The organism is Eubacterium sp. An3 (assembly GCF_002159465.1).
Taxonomy (GTDB): Bacteria; Bacillota; Clostridia; order Lachnospirales; family Lachnospiraceae; genus Anaerobutyricum; species Anaerobutyricum stercoris.
In genome coordinates this window covers 83,353-97,390 of sequence record NZ_NFIR01000008.1, presented here as the reverse complement: position 1 = coordinate 97,390, position 14,038 = coordinate 83,353, and the positions used below count along the sequence as shown (strand labels likewise).

Sequence of the window (14,038 nt, the reverse complement as noted above, 5' to 3'; positions counted from 1 at the left end):
ACAATAAAAGAGCTGCTGCGGGAGCCGGTTTTGTGAAGCATCCATGCGCCTGAATGTGGAAGGCAGAAAATGCTTCGCAAAGACCCGGCAGGCCCGCGGCAGCTTTTTGTATGTTCTACATCAGTTCCAGTTCCCGGAGGCTGTCGCAGATGCGCTCGATATTTTTGCCGTCGGAAAATTCATTGATGGTCTGATACCGCCGTTCAAATTCTTCGGTGCGGAAGTAATCAAGAAGAATGCTCCCGTCCTGGAATCCGTCTTCCAGAACAGCTTCCAGTTCCTCAAAGGAAAAGGCGCGTCTTCCGATGTATTCATCGTCCGCCGGAATCAGTTTTCCGTTTTCTTTCTCGTATAATTCCAGATCTTCCTGGAAGAAGACCACGCCGCCGCCCTGGTAGAAGCTGTTGTAGCAGACGGAAGAATAGTCCGTGATCAGCAGCTTGGCGATGCCCAGCACCTCGGAAATGGGCTGCGTCCAGATGGAGGAGGCCAGAGATGTGTTTTCCAGATGACCGTTGGTCTTCGGATGAATCACGATTTTGATATGATCGGCGGGAAGATACCGCCGGAGAATCTCATAAATGCCCATCGTGTTTTTGTAGTAGCTGGTCTGGGTAAAGTCTTCCGCGGCATCCTCGTAGGGCTTCCAGGTCAGCATGATGACCGCGATATCCGGGGAGGCCTGGGTCAGATGCCGGTAAGGGATTTTGCTGAAAATGGCCATGCCGGTTTTCAGGATGCGGTCGGGAGTCAGCATGAGCATCCGGGCAATGACATTTTTCTCTTTCTCGCTGTCCACGATGATGTAGGATGGCGCGGCTTCCCTTCCATATACAAAGGTGGAATTTTTGCCCTGGCATTTCAGATAGGTGATGCCGTGCTGAAGAAAAATAAAGGCATTGTCGGCAATGGACTTTCGGAAATACCGGTTGTTAGAGCGCAGCACGCTCAAATGTGTCGGAGCCTCTGTGGATATGTACGAGGAAGCCCGGAACAGGAGCCAGTAATATTTGGCGGAAAACTGCGGCACCACCCGGGGATTCTCTTTGAGCCGTTCATAATCGGCGGAATCCCGGTTGATGAGAAAGTAAGCGTGGCCCGGATTCTTTTGTTCCGCCTCCTGAAAGATCTCCCAGGTTCCCTCCTCGGCTTTTTCGCAGAATTTCTCGTAAAATAGAGCGATTTTCTTCGGGGAGCGGTGTTTGAAAAAGCGTCCCAGATGATAGAGTGCGCCGGAGACAAGGGTGCTCTCCCAGAAGCGGAACCGGCGGCTGTACTCGATTTTTGCCATGGGCCGGCAGATGAAGATGATATTTCCGTTGGGCGAATATTTCAGCTGAACGGCGCGCTGGTCCGCGTAGAAGCTTGTGACAGGCACGTGCCGGTACGGGCCGTCCGCCTCCGGAGCCGCCTTGATTTTCATGGGATAGGTCACCTCATATCCGTTGATATGAAGGGAAATGGTGATCCGGGAGTGAATCTCCGTGCGGCTTTCCATCAAATCCTGAAGACTGAAATGAAAATGGTGCATGCACGCTTCCCGGCTGACATTTTTTGCACTTTTTTCTGGAAAAACAGGCAGATTGAACGGCTGCGTCAGTCGGTTCCCGATGTTCACTGCGGCATCGGAAATCTGCACGTCCATGGGATTGACGATGCCGCCGGCCCAGCGGATATCCAGGCCGTTTCTGTTAAGGGAGACAGAGACGGCTTCATTTATTCTCTCTATGAGACGAAGGTGAGCCGCATTTTCATCGGCCAGGATACATTTGACAGATCCAGCCTTGGAAAATACCATCAAAATGTTCTGGTCCACTGGCTGCCAGAGGAAGAGTCTGTATTTATTTTCCGCGTCGGTGGATAAGAAAGTGTCTTCCAGAGTATTCAAAGTAAGATCCGGAAGATTTTTCGTCCAGACGGCAGCGGAGGAATCTTCCGTGCTTTTGGTCACAACGAGGGTGTTGTCGTCAATGCGCGTGTAAAAAGTCATAGGGGCCTCCATACAATCACGAAGGATTGTTTCTCTCTAGTTTATTGATGAAGCTGTAAAAATGCAGTTTCTTTTTTAGAAATTCAATTGCCATGGACATCAGTACCGTGATGACCAGCGCGGCCAGAATCAGCAGGTGAAACAGGAAGAGCACGGGCCGGGGTATCTTTTTCAGGCGTGTGTCCTCCCACGTTTTCCAGCGAGTAAAAAGGTCGCTCTGGGCGCAGTACATGCCGAGAACCATGGCGAAGGTGTAATGGAGCAGGTTGGTGTTGGCAACCTTGAGATTTAAAAAGCGCGGCAGCAGCATCACGGCGAATACAAAGATCCACCGGTACTGCCGGTACAGTTTCACAAACAGCGGGAACAGCACGATCAGAACGATGGCCAGGCTCATATACCACCAGGTTCCCACGTAGGTAGGGGTCTTGAACAGCTTCGCCAGACCGAACATGTCCACGAGCACGTAGAGAACGGAGGAGCCGGAACGTCCGTAGATCTCAAAAAATCTGCCGGTAGGAAAACTTACGATGATGACCAGCAGATAGACGAAGATGAAGTTGGAAAGTAGCGAAATCAGCCGGTGCCGGGTGTAGGACAGCGTGTCCTGAGGGGATACGTTTAAATCCGGATGATTTTTCTTCAGGGACTGGATCATGCCGTAACCGGTGATGAATACGAATATACAGACGCAGGTTTTGAAAAATTCTGCGATATAGACGGTCATATCCGCCGTCAGCGGAAAAAAGTCGACGGCATAGCCGGCCCAGCGGTCCGGACTCAGATAGAAATGATGCACATACATCATCAATATGGCAATGCCTTTCAGTGCCAGAGAATCGTTCTTGGAAAGCTGCATATTTCTGTCTCCTTTATGTCTGAGTGATTGCTGTAAAAGTTAAGTCCATTGTAAAAAATGCGGGTAAAAAAAGTAAAATCTTTTTATTAAGTTTAGCAACAGAAAAATGATTTTACAAGAGGGTTTCCGTGGAAAAAGAGGATAATTTGAAGAAAATGCAGCGGTGCGCCCGATAAATGTGGTATCTTCATTAGACATTTCCGTAAAAGTGGGATATAATCAGCAATAGCAAAATGGCAGATTGCCGGAATGATGGAAGTTTTTCCATCTGTTTACAAAGATAAATGACGGAAGAGAGAAGCAGGAGGTTTATGATGAATACTCTTAATGGAAAAGCTCCGGGGCGAAAGTTCTGGAGAACAGGCAGTCATAGTTTAAATAAAGAAGATTATCTGGATACTGCCGCTTCTGTAGTGCTGAAAATCATGCTGATCGTGGCGCTGTTTTGTCCCATCAGTACGACCATGGAGGGCAGCAGACATCCGCAGTATTATCAGGAGTTTCTTCTGGTAAATGCCGTGGCTGTTATTTTTCTGCTGTTCTATGGGATCGCGACGATCTGGCAGAAGCGCTGGAACAGAGAGAACCTGGTCTTTTGTATAAAGTTTCTTTTTGTGATGTGCTGTTACGTTTTCTTCTATTATCTGATGATGGATTCCATCCAGTGGAAGTGGCAGGGCGTGAACTGCGTCATCAGCTTCGGATTCTTTCTGCTGCTGATGTGCGGCAGAAACCAGGAGTGGTTTGACCGGCATCACATCATTGAGTTTGCCAACCGGAGTATCGTCATCTCCAATCTGATTGGTATCCTTGTATATCTGCAGGGATACGCTTCTGTGTACTGGTATGATTTTAAGTTTCAGCTGATGCTGCCGCAGACTTTCTATGGAGAAAAGAGGTTTGAGTGGATTTATTATCACAAATCCCAGTATGCCCTCATGCTGCTGCTCAGCCTGGCGTTTGTTCTGGTGCACCGGAAGAAGTTTATCAACAGGGTGACTCTGGCGCTGAGTATCGCCGTGCTTCTGGCAGGCCTGTACATTTCCCATGTAAATACGGCCATAGTTGGCGGCGGACTGATTCTGGTCAGCTTCTGCGTGGACTGGTTTATCAGGAACTTTAAGAAAATAAAACTCTGGATCAAGGTCGTGGTAATCCCGCTGTTTGGAGCGGGAGTGCTGGGCGCCGGTGTGATGGCGTTTCAGAAGATCGCGGCGGAGCGTTCCGTTCTGACCCTCGGTTCCCGGACCTATATCTGGCAGAGCGCCATTGACTTGATTCTCAAACGGCCGGAGGGACTGGGGCTGCGGTTTACCTTCAAGAAACTTCACTTGGAAGGACTGGGAGGCATGGTAACCACCAACAACGGCCACAACATTTTCCTCAATGAGATTCTGCGGCTGTCCATCCCGGTGGGCGTCTGCTTTATCATCTTCTTTGTACTCATCATCGTGTACTCGCTGGAGAAGAAGTTCTCCTTCTTTACGCTGGGTATCTGGGGAGCCCTTCTCATGTCCATGATGATGGATTACGCCGTGATGAATTCCGGCTGGACGCTGATGGTATTTTTCTTCTATACAATCTTCTTCCTGGATGTGGGAGCGCGGAAGAAGGAGGCGGCAGTCAGCGGCGCCGGAGGCGAACCTCAGGATGACCGGGGAATTTCGGAAGCAACCAGCGCGGAGGCGGCAAAAGCGCCGGATAGCCCGGATATAATAATCAGACAGGAAGGAAGAACACAATATGTCCATAGAAAGAGCAAGAGAGTATCTGAAACAATATAACATGGAAGACCGGATTCTGGAGTTTGACGTATCCAGCGCCACGGTGGAGCTGGCGGCGCAGGCTCTTCACTGCGAACCGAAGAGAATTGCCAAGACGCTGTCTTTTAAGGTGGGAGAGGACGCGATTCTCATTGTGGCGGCGGGAGACGCCAAGGTAAACAACGCAAAGTACAAGGCGCAGTTTGGCACGAAGGCCAAAATGCTCTCGCCGGACGAAGTGGAAACACTGGTGGGACACGCCGTGGGAGGCGTCTGCCCGTTTGGCATCAATGACGGCGTGAAGGTGTATCTGGATGAATCACTGAAACGGTTTGAGACGGTGTTTCCGGCCTGTGGCAGCAGTAACAGTGCCATAGAGATGAGCATGGAGGATCTGGAGAAATACTCGGGATATGAGCAGTGGGTGGATGTGTGTAAGCTGCCGGAACAGTAGGGCAGAAAAGGGAGACTTTTGCAGCGTATAACGAAATAATCCTTTTTGAGAAGAATCTTTATTTATTTTTGTATAAAATGCCACAAAATGCATCAATCGGGTAAAATGACTTGTGATTTTTCCATTTTCAGATATAATATTTTATCAGATATGAAGTTATGGGATGGAAAATGGTTTCAGCAGGTGATGAAAGAAGCGCCTGGGGAGCTGCCATCCGTGATGCACTTAAAAATCAACAGGAGGGTGAATTTATGCCAAAGAGAACAGATATTCATAAGGTATTAATTATCGGCTCAGGTCCGATCGTGATCGGACAGGCCTGTGAGTTCGATTATTCCGGTACACAGGCATGTAAGGCGCTGCGCAAGCTGGGCTATGAGATTGTCCTGGTCAATTCCAATCCGGCAACTATCATGACTGACCCGGAGACCGCAGATGTGACTTACATTGAGCCGTTAAATGCGGAGCGTTTGGAGCAGATTATCAAAAAGGAGCGTCCTGATGCCCTCCTGCCGAATCTGGGCGGTCAGTCCGGACTGAATCTTTGTGAGGAATTATATAAAAAAGGAATTCTGGATAAATATAACGTGCAGGTAATCGGCGTGCAGGTAGACGCTATTGAGCGCGGCGAGGACCGCATCGAGTTTAAGAAGACCATGAACAAGCTGGGCATCGAGATGGCCAGAAGCGAGGTTGCCTACAGTGTGGAGGACGGTCTTGCCATCGCTGAGAAGCTCGGTTATCCGGTGGTTCTCCGTCCTGCCTATACTATGGGCGGCGCCGGCGGCGGTCTGGTTTATAATAAAGAAGAACTGAAGACAGTCATGGCAAGAGGACTGCAGGCCAGTCTTGTGGGACAGGTGCTGGTGGAAGAGTCTATTCTTGGCTGGGAAGAGCTGGAGCTTGAGGTTGTCCGCGATATGGAAGGCAACATGATCACTGTCTGCTTTATCGAGAACATCGATCCGCTGGGCGTGCACACAGGTGATTCCTTCTGTTCTGCGCCGATGCTGACCATTTCCGAGGAATGTCAGAAGCGCATGCAGGAGCAGGCGTATAAGATCGTGGAATCCGTACAGGTTATCGGCGGAACAAATGTACAGTTCGCCCATGACCCGGTATCTGACCGTATCGTCGTTATCGAGATTAACCCGCGTACTTCCCGCTCTTCCGCCCTGGCTTCCAAGGCGACCGGATTCCCGATCGCTCTGGTATCCGCCATGCTGGCAACGGGACTTACTTTGAAGGATATCCCGTGCGGCAAGTACGGAACTCTTGATAAATATGTGCCGGACGGCGACTATGTGGTGATCAAGTTCGCCCGCTGGGCGTTTGAGAAGTTCAAAGGCGTGGAGGATAAGCTGGGAACCCAGATGCGTGCCGTGGGCGAAGTTATGAGCATTGGAAAGAACTTCAAAGAGGCGTTCCAGAAAGCCATCCGCAGTCTGGAGATCGGACAGTACGGTCTCGGCCATGCGAAGAATTTTGATACCATGACAAAAGAACAGCTTCTGCAGAAGCTCGTTTCTCCGTCCAGCGAGAGATATTTTGTTATGTATGAAGCTCTGAGAAAGGGCGCCACTGTGGACGAGATCTTTGAGCTTACCAAAGTAAAACATTATTTCATCGAGCAGATGAAAGAGCTGGTGGAGGAAGAGGAAGCGCTTGCTGCCTGCAAGGGAAGCCTTCCGTCCGACGCTATGCTGACAGCTGCCAAGAAAGATGGATTCTCTGATAAATATCTGAGCCAGATTCTGGAGATTCCGGAAGACGATATCCGGAACCGCAGAATTGCCCTCGGCGTAGAGGAAGCATGGGAAGGCGTTCACGTGAGCGGAACACCGGACAGCGCTTATTATTACTCCACCTACAATGCACCGGACAAGAATCCGGTATCCAGCGACAAGCCGAAGATCATGATCCTCGGCGGAGGTCCGAACCGAATCGGTCAGGGTATCGAGTTTGACTACTGCTGTGTTCACGCTTCCCAGGCATTGAAGAAAATGGGATTTGAGACCATTATCGTCAACTGTAATCCGGAGACTGTATCCACAGACTACGATACATCCGACAAGCTTTATTTTGAGCCGCTCACACTGGAAGATGTACTGAGCATTTACAAAAAGGAAAAACCGCTGGGCGTGATTGCTCAGTTCGGCGGCCAGACACCGCTGAATCTGGCGGCAGATCTGGAGAAGAACGGCGTGAAGATTCTTGGTACCTCTCCGTCTGTCATCGACCTGGCAGAGGACAGAGATCAGTTCCGCGCCATGATGGAGAAGCTGGAGATTCCTATGCCGGAATCCGGTATGGCATCCACTGTGGAGGAAGCCCTTGCCGCAGCGGACAGAATCGGTTATCCGGTTATGGTTCGTCCTTCCTACGTGCTGGGTGGCCGTGGCATGGAAGTCGTTTACGATAAAGAAGCTATGGTTGGCTACATGGAAGCTGCTGTTGGAGTGACACCGGATCGTCCGATTCTCATCGACCGTTTCCTGAATCATGCCATGGAATGTGAGGCGGACGCCATCAGCGACGGCACCCACGCTTTCGTTCCGGCGGTTATGGAGCACATCGAGCTGGCCGGCGTGCATTCCGGTGATTCTGCATGTATCCTTCCATCAGTACACATTTCCGATAAAAATGTGGAGATCATTAAGGAATACACACGTAAGATTGCGGAAGAAATGCACGTCAAAGGTCTGATGAACATGCAGTATGCCATCGAGAATGATAAAGTATACGTGCTGGAGGCCAACCCGAGAGCGTCCCGTACCGTACCGCTGGTATCCAAGGTATGTAATATCCGGATGGTACCTCTGGCAACGGAAATCATCACGTCAGAGATCACAGGAAAACCGTCCCCGATTCCTTCCCTGAAGGAAAAGAATATTCCATACTATGGCGTGAAGGAAGCGGCATTCCCGTTCAATATGTTCCAGGAAGTCGATCCGGTTCTCGGACCGGAAATGCGTTCCACCGGTGAGGTCCTTGGTTTATCCCACTCCTACGGTGAAGCCTTCTTCAAGGCACAGGAAGCAGTGCAGGCAAAACCTCCGCTGTCCGGCACCGTTCTCATTTCTGTGAACAGGAAAGATAAAGACGAGGTTGTGGATGTGGCGAGAATGTTTGCGGACAATGGATTCCGTATCCTGTCCACCAAGCACACCTGTGATCTGATCAAAGAGGCTGGTATCCAGGCAGAGCAGGTGAAGAAGCTCTCCGAAGGCCGTCCGAACATCTATGACCTGATCACCAACGGAAAGATTGACATCATTGTCAACTCTCCGGTTGGAAAAGACAGCGTCAACGACGACAGCTACCTGCGTAAAGCGGCTATTAAAGCGAGAGTGCCATATTATACAACCATTGCAGCAGCCAAAGCAGCAGTGGAAGGAATCCATTATGTGAAAAAACACAGCAGCAGCGAAGTGGAATCCTTACAGGATTACCATGCAGAGATTACGGATAAATAACTAGCCTCGTATTGAATGAACAGATTATACTGAAAATGTAAAACATAGAACAAATTGACAAAAAGAAAAGGGTATTGCGTGACGCGATACCCTTTTCCTGTAATTACATGAAAGGAGGCGGCGCTATGACATGGCTGCAAAATATAGATGCATCGATTCTGCTGTGGATACAGGAAAACCTCCGGGCAGACATCTGGACACCTTTTTGGAAGGCTGTCACTTTTCTTGGAAATGGAGGCTGGTTCTGGCTGGCTTTGGCAGTCTTGCTGCTGTTTATAAAATCAACCAGAAAAGCAGGAATTTTAAGCCTTCTGTCCATGGGGATAGGAGCGCTGCTCACAAATGCATTTCTGAAACCTGTGGTGGCAAGGATACGTCCTTACGAGGCGGTACCCGATATTATTCTTCTGGTGGAAAAACAGCATGATTTTTCCTTCCCTTCAGGACATACTTGTGCCTCTTTTGCCTGTGCCCTTGTTCTGTGGAAAATACTTCCGGGAAATAAAGGGCTGCCGGCATTGATTCTTGCAATACTCATTGCATTTTCCCGCCTGTATGTGGGAGTACACTACCCCAGCGACGTCCTGGGAGGATTTTTGGTGGGACTGCTCAGCTGCGCGGTTGTCTGCTGGGGAAATCAGCGTTATATTTTAAGAAAAAAGATTAAGGAAGAAGGGTGATAACATGATTATATCGTCCAGAGGAAGATACGCGCTGCGGGTCATGATTGACCTGGCGCAGCATGACAACGGAGAACTGATTTCCCTGAAAGATATCGCCGAGAGACAGGAAATCTCCATGAAATACCTGGAACTCATTGTCAGCACCTTAAATAAAGGAGGCATGCTCATAAGCGGCCGGGGAAAAAAGGGCGGATACCGGCTGAAACACCAGCCGGAAGAATATTCTGTGGGTTCCATCCTGAAACTGACAGAAAAGACCCTGGCGCCTGTAAACTGCCCGGAGATAGAAAATGAATGCTGTGAGCGGGCGGGAGAATGTATTACGCTGCCTCTCTGGAAGAAACTCGATGAGATGATCGGACAATACCTGGCAGGAGTTACCCTGAAGGATCTGCTGGAGGGGAAGGTGTGAGAAGACTTTTTAAGGAAAAATGAAGCCCCCTCTGACAATATTATCTCAGAGGGGGCGTTTTGGAAAATCGTGTATTTACTTTGTATCAGGCAGTTCGTATCCTGCATTCTTCATCCCGGTGAGAAATTCTTCCTCTGTTTGATGCAGCTCCTCGGAAGCATCGGAAATGGAGAGTTTCCCATTGGCGGTCAGACTATATAAGGTTAATTCAATGCCTTGCTCAATACCCAACTCAATACCTTGCTCTATGCCGCGCTTTATTCCTCTCTGTTCTAATCTCTCCGCGACATCACACATTGTTATCCCCTCCTTCGGGCCGGGAGAGAAGAGTCTGGTATATCTCTTGTCTCCGGTCATGACTGATAATAGTTTTAAGACTTCATCTACGTGCTGTATTATACGGTGGTCTGATTTTCCATGCTGAAGAGCGCCATATGGATCTTTTGTTTCTCCCAGTATTTGGAGACATCGCGTTCCTGTTCGTGGAGAATGTCATCGTCGGCCTTGTACTGTGAATGGACGGCCGTGGCCGCCAGGTCTTCCGGCGAGATCTGACGTTCCCCCTTTCCTGAATGATCGTAAAAACAGGAGGAAGTCCTTATAGGAATCCCTGCATCAATTGCAGTTTTATATTATCATAAAAAATAAAATAATGCTATACATTTCTCGATTTTTGGTGAAAAAAATGATTCTGGAGAAAATGTTGTCTATATTCCTATTGACAAAATAGGAATTAAAACTTATAATCCGTAGTATAGAGATAGGAATTAATAATAAAACGCAGAACATTTGCCATAATAAATAAAAAAGGAAATGAGGGAGATAAAATGTATATTTATGCTGATAACGCGGCAACAACGAAGATCAATCCTGTAGCCATGGATGTTATGAATAAATGTATGACGGAGGTTTACGGGAATCCGTCAAGCCTTCACAGTGCCGGACAGAAGGCGGCGGAGGCTATGCAGAAGGCGAGAGAGGATATCGCACAGGTTCTCGGCGCCGACTTCCGGGAGATTTATTTCACCTCGGGAGGGACGGAGGCAGATAACCAGGCGATTTATTCCGCAGCAGCTTTCGGGGAGAAAAAAGGAAAGAAGCATATCATTTCTTCCGCAATTGAACATCATGCGGTGCTGCATACGCTGCAGCGGCTGGAAAAAGAAGGCTTCGAGATCACTCTCCTTGATGTGGGAGAGGACGGCATCGTCCGTCCGGAAGATGTCCGTCAGGCCATTCGGGAGGATACTGCTCTGGTGACCATCATGTACGCCAACAATGAAATCGGCACTCTTCAGCCGATCAGTGAGATCGCGGCAATCTGCCGGGAGAAAAAAGTGATTTTTCATACGGACGCCGTACAGGCGGTGGGACATGTTCCGATCAACGTGCGGGAGCAGAATATAGATATGCTGTCTTTGTCGGCTCATAAGTTCCACGGGCCGAGAGGAATCGGAGTGCTGTATGTGCGCAAGGGCGTGCCGCTGTTTAATCTCATCGAGGGAGGCGCCCAGGAACGAGGGCGGAGACCTGGAACAGAGAATCTGCCGGCCATTGCAGGGATGGCAGCCGCTTTGAAAGAAGCGGTTTCACACATGGCAGCTGCGGAAGAGAAGGTGAGCAGCCTGAGGGACATTCTCATCGAAGGATTATCGAAGATTCCTCACGCCAGACTAAACGGCGATGCAAAAAGGCGTCTTCCGGGAAATGTGAATTTCTGCTTCGAGGGAATTGAGGGAGAATCCCTCCTGCTTCTTCTTGATAATAAGGGCGTTGCCGCTTCTTCGGGAAGCGCCTGCACGTCAGGTTCTCTCGATCCGAGCCACGTACTTCTGGCGCTGGGACTGCCCCACGAGGTGGCCCACGGCTCACTGCGATTGTCCCTGAGTGAAGAAAATACAAAAGAAGAAATGTACTATATCATAGATGCCGTCCGGGAGGTTGTGGAATATCTGCGCGACATGTCCCCGGTGTGGGAGGCTTTGGAGAAAGGAGAAAAAGAACATGTTATATAGTGAAAAAGTGATGGATCATTTTCAGCATCCGAGAAATCTGGGAAAAATGGAGAACGCCGACGGCGTCGGCGAGGTAGGCAACGCAAAGTGTGGAGATATCATGAAAATGTATATCAAGGTGGACGACGGTATCATCACCGATGTGAAGTTCAATACATTTGGCTGCGGCTCAGCCATCGCCACCAGCTCCATGGCCACGGAGATGATCAAAGGAAAATCTGTGGAAGATGCGCTGGAGCTGTCCAACCAGGCGGTGGTGGAGGCACTGGATGGACTGCCGACTCACAAGATCCACTGTTCCGTACTGGCGGAAGAAGCGGTAAAGGCAGCTGTAAAAGATTATTACGACAGAAACAACATTTCCTATGACGCCGCGCTGTTTGCGGAAGGCGAATGTCCGCACTGCCACGAATAATCGGCGCCGCTGCGGCAGTCCCCGCATTGCCATAATATAAAGCCGTCCCCGACATTTCCTCTTTACATTTCTTTGAAGCGTATTATAATTAGGAAGGGTTTCAGAGAAATGTACAGAAGACGAAAGGAAAGGGCCGGGATATGAGTGGCGAAATGCTGAACAGAAAAGAAAATAAAGGTTCTGCTGGAGAAAATGTATGGCATGTGGAGAATCATTCTCTGCAGAGAAAGGAAATCCAGACCTCGGAGACGCTGAAGCTTGGTATTCTTCTGGCGTTGAGCGGAGGATTTATGGATGCGTATTCCTACATCTGCCGGGGAGGAGTGTTTGCCAATGCCCAGACGGGAAATATGCTTCTGCTTGGAGTGAATCTTTCTTCAGGACAATGGAGAGAGGCGGCAGGGTATGCGCTGCCGGTCACCGCCTTTGCGCTGGGGATCGCCATCGCGGAATTTATCCGGTTTGGCATGAAGGATAAAAGCCTGCTGCACTGGAGGCAGATGACGGTGTTTCTGGAAGCACTGATTTTGCTGCTGGTGGCTTTTATACCGCTGAATCAGAACTTTCTGGCTAATGCGCTGACATCTTTTGCCTGCGGCATGCAGGTGGAGAGCTTCCGCAAAATACACGGCAACGGTATTGCTACTACCATGTGTATCGGAAATCTGCGCAACGGAACGCAGCATTTTTGTGAATTTGTGGAAAAAAGGGAGAAGAAACATCTTAAAAAAGGAATTCTCTACTACGGAATTATCGTGTTTTTTGTAATTGGCGCTGTCATCGGCAATCAGGTGATTCGATGGCAGGGAAAAACCGCGATTATTGTATCTTCCTTCCTGCTTATGATTGCCTTTCTCATGATGTTTGCGGGCAGCAGGATGGAATCAGAGAAAATAGGATCAGAGTAGACGCAGCAAAAATGTATAAAGGACCAACCACAATGATATGTTTTTTCCGGGCAGATAGTCAGAAGATTGAAACTGTCTGCCCGGAAGGAAATATACCAGAGGGTTGGTCCTTTTTTATTTATTATAAACAGATTTATTTTGCCCGTTTTAGAAGCTCGTCCCAGCGGCGGTCCACTTCTGCCTGAATGTCGGCGATGAGGTGCTCCTTACCCGGCTTAAACAGGTGTTTGAAACGACCCTGCGGACGGAGGAAATCTTCGATTGGAAGCTTTTTCTTAGGCTCGTAGTTGAGAATCCATTCGCCGTCGATGACCTCGAAGAGCGGCCAGAAGCAGGTGTCCACAGCCAGCTGGCAGATCTCAAGGATGTCGGACATCTCGTAGCGCCAGCCGCGCGGACATGGGGCCAGCACATTTAAAAAGGCAGCGCCCGGGGTGTAGATGGCTTTCTCTGATTTTACGTGGATGTCCTTGAAGTTCTTCACAAAGGTGGTCTGTGCCACGTATGGAATGTTGTGGGCGGCGATGACCTGAGCCAGATCCTTGCGGTTCTGATTCTTACCTTCCGAATCTGTGCCCACAGGGGTGGTGGTAGTGTCCGCGTAGAGCGGAGTGGCGGAGGAACGCTGGATACCGGTATTCATATACGCCTCGTTGTCATAGCAGACGTAAACCATGTCGTGGTTTCGTTCCATGGCGCCGGAGAGGGACTGAAAACCGATGTCGTATGTACCGCCGTCGCCTCCGAAGGCGATGAACTTGTGGGTGTTTTTGACTTTGCCTTTTTTACGCAGAGCGCGGTAGGCAGCCTCCACGCCGCTGCAGGTGGCGCCGGCATTCTCGAAGGCGTCGTGGATGAAGGAATCCTTCCATGCGGTGTACGGGTACATGAAGGAGGAAACCTCCAGACAGCTGGTGGCGCAGGTGATGACAGCCTCGTCGCCGTCATGGAGACCACGGAGTACATTTCTTACGGCGATGGTGGCGCCGCAGCCGGCACACATTCTGTGACCGGGAGATAAACGTTCTTCTTTATTTAATGTCTGTTTTAAATTATAAGCCAT

General features: G+C 49.5%; 12 protein-coding genes. 8 read left to right on the top strand and 4 right to left on the bottom strand.

Translation table 11 applies throughout. The features are described 5' to 3' along the window. Positions 1-115: 115 nt before the first annotated feature. A complete protein-coding gene (locus tag B5F87_RS09055) occupies positions 116-1,990 on the bottom strand; it encodes a CDP-glycerol glycerophosphotransferase family protein (protein ID WP_158097003.1) in 1,875 nt (624 codons plus the stop codon). Between the two features lie 16 nt (positions 1,991-2,006). Next, the gene (locus B5F87_RS09050; RefSeq protein ID WP_087280022.1) at positions 2,007-2,849 is read right to left on the bottom strand and encodes an acyltransferase family protein; all 843 of its coding nucleotides are present in this window, start codon (positions 2,847-2,849) and stop codon (positions 2,007-2,009) included. Positions 2,850-3,160: 311 nt separating this feature from the next. Here B5F87_RS09050 and B5F87_RS09045 point away from each other — a divergent pair, with 311 nt between their 5' ends. From B5F87_RS09045 to B5F87_RS09025, 5 genes are all read left to right on the top strand, one after another. Then, positions 3,161-4,633 (top strand): O-antigen ligase family protein, encoded by a 1,473-nt coding sequence (locus tag B5F87_RS09045; RefSeq protein ID WP_143405241.1) that lies wholly within the window; start codon positions 3,161-3,163, stop codon positions 4,631-4,633. Further along, complete coding sequence (locus tag B5F87_RS09040; RefSeq protein ID WP_087280016.1) at positions 4,593-5,066, top strand: YbaK/EbsC family protein; 474 nt, start codon at positions 4,593-4,595, stop codon at positions 5,064-5,066. The genes B5F87_RS09045 and B5F87_RS09040 overlap by 41 nt, the downstream gene beginning before the upstream one ends. Before the next feature lie 251 nt (positions 5,067-5,317). After that, positions 5,318-8,542, top strand: a complete 3,225-nt coding sequence (gene carB, locus B5F87_RS09035) for a carbamoyl-phosphate synthase large subunit (protein WP_087280137.1) — start codon at positions 5,318-5,320, stop codon at positions 8,540-8,542. Positions 8,543-8,667: 125 nt separating this feature from the next. Beyond that, the gene (locus B5F87_RS09030) at positions 8,668-9,222 is read left to right on the top strand and encodes a phosphatase PAP2 family protein (RefSeq protein WP_087280013.1); all 555 of its coding nucleotides are present in this window, start codon (positions 8,668-8,670) and stop codon (positions 9,220-9,222) included. Positions 9,223-9,226: 4 nt separating this feature from the next. Next, positions 9,227-9,637, top strand: coding sequence for an Rrf2 family transcriptional regulator (locus B5F87_RS09025; protein WP_087280010.1), 411 nt, complete (start codon positions 9,227-9,229; stop codon positions 9,635-9,637). A 75-nt stretch (positions 9,638-9,712) separates the two neighbouring features. Here the strand turns inward: B5F87_RS09025 and B5F87_RS09020 are convergent, their stop codons facing one another. Next, positions 9,713-9,934, bottom strand: coding sequence for a hypothetical protein (locus B5F87_RS09020; protein ID WP_087280007.1), 222 nt, complete (start codon positions 9,932-9,934; stop codon positions 9,713-9,715). Positions 9,935-10,464: 530 nt separating this feature from the next. On the opposite strand from B5F87_RS09020, the gene nifS reads away from it, so the two are divergent. From nifS to B5F87_RS09005, 3 genes are all read left to right on the top strand, one after another. After that, positions 10,465-11,652, top strand: coding sequence for a cysteine desulfurase NifS (gene nifS / locus B5F87_RS09015; protein ID WP_087280004.1), 1,188 nt, complete (start codon positions 10,465-10,467; stop codon positions 11,650-11,652). Continuing rightward, positions 11,642-12,067 carry a Fe-S cluster assembly scaffold protein NifU gene (gene nifU, locus B5F87_RS09010; protein ID WP_087280001.1) on the top strand — a complete coding sequence of 142 codons (426 nt, stop codon included), beginning with the start codon at positions 11,642-11,644 and terminating at the stop codon, positions 12,065-12,067. Before nifS ends, nifU begins: the two co-directional genes overlap by 11 nt. Positions 12,068-12,207: 140 nt before the next feature. Continuing rightward, positions 12,208-12,975: a YoaK family protein gene (locus B5F87_RS09005; RefSeq protein ID WP_275532335.1), complete on the top strand. Its 768-nt coding sequence runs from the start codon at positions 12,208-12,210 to the stop codon at positions 12,973-12,975. A gap of 133 nt (positions 12,976-13,108) precedes the next feature. Here the strand turns inward: B5F87_RS09005 and B5F87_RS09000 are convergent, their stop codons facing one another. Beyond that, positions 13,109-14,038 (bottom strand): thiamine pyrophosphate-dependent enzyme, encoded by a 930-nt coding sequence (locus B5F87_RS09000; protein ID WP_087279998.1) that lies wholly within the window; start codon positions 14,036-14,038, stop codon positions 13,109-13,111.

Excerpts from the sequence above, each read along its gene's own strand:
- B5F87_RS09045 (WP_143405241.1), top strand. The coding sequence starts at position 3,161 with ATGATGAATACTCTTAATGGAAAAGCTCCGGGGCGAAAGTTCTGGAGA.
- B5F87_RS09000 (WP_087279998.1), bottom strand. The coding sequence starts at position 14,038 with ATGGCTTATAATTTAAAACAGACATTAAATAAAGAAGAACGTTTATCT.
- carB (WP_087280137.1), top strand. The coding sequence starts at position 5,318 with ATGCCAAAGAGAACAGATATTCATAAGGTATTAATTATCGGCTCAGGT.
- nifU (WP_087280001.1), top strand. The coding sequence starts at position 11,642 with ATGTTATATAGTGAAAAAGTGATGGATCATTTTCAGCATCCGAGAAAT.
- B5F87_RS09005 (WP_275532335.1), top strand. The coding sequence starts at position 12,208 with ATGAGTGGCGAAATGCTGAACAGAAAAGAAAATAAAGGTTCTGCTGGA.
- B5F87_RS09025 (WP_087280010.1), top strand. The coding sequence starts at position 9,227 with ATGATTATATCGTCCAGAGGAAGATACGCGCTGCGGGTCATGATTGAC.
- B5F87_RS09055 (WP_158097003.1), bottom strand. The coding sequence starts at position 1,990 with ATGACTTTTTACACGCGCATTGACGACAACACCCTCGTTGTGACCAAA.
- B5F87_RS09050 (WP_087280022.1), bottom strand. The coding sequence starts at position 2,849 with ATGCAGCTTTCCAAGAACGATTCTCTGGCACTGAAAGGCATTGCCATA.
- B5F87_RS09030 (WP_087280013.1), top strand. The coding sequence starts at position 8,668 with ATGACATGGCTGCAAAATATAGATGCATCGATTCTGCTGTGGATACAG.
- B5F87_RS09020 (WP_087280007.1), bottom strand. The coding sequence starts at position 9,934 with ATGTGTGATGTCGCGGAGAGATTAGAACAGAGAGGAATAAAGCGCGGC.
- B5F87_RS09040 (WP_087280016.1), top strand. The coding sequence starts at position 4,593 with ATGTCCATAGAAAGAGCAAGAGAGTATCTGAAACAATATAACATGGAA.
- nifS (WP_087280004.1), top strand. The coding sequence starts at position 10,465 with ATGTATATTTATGCTGATAACGCGGCAACAACGAAGATCAATCCTGTA.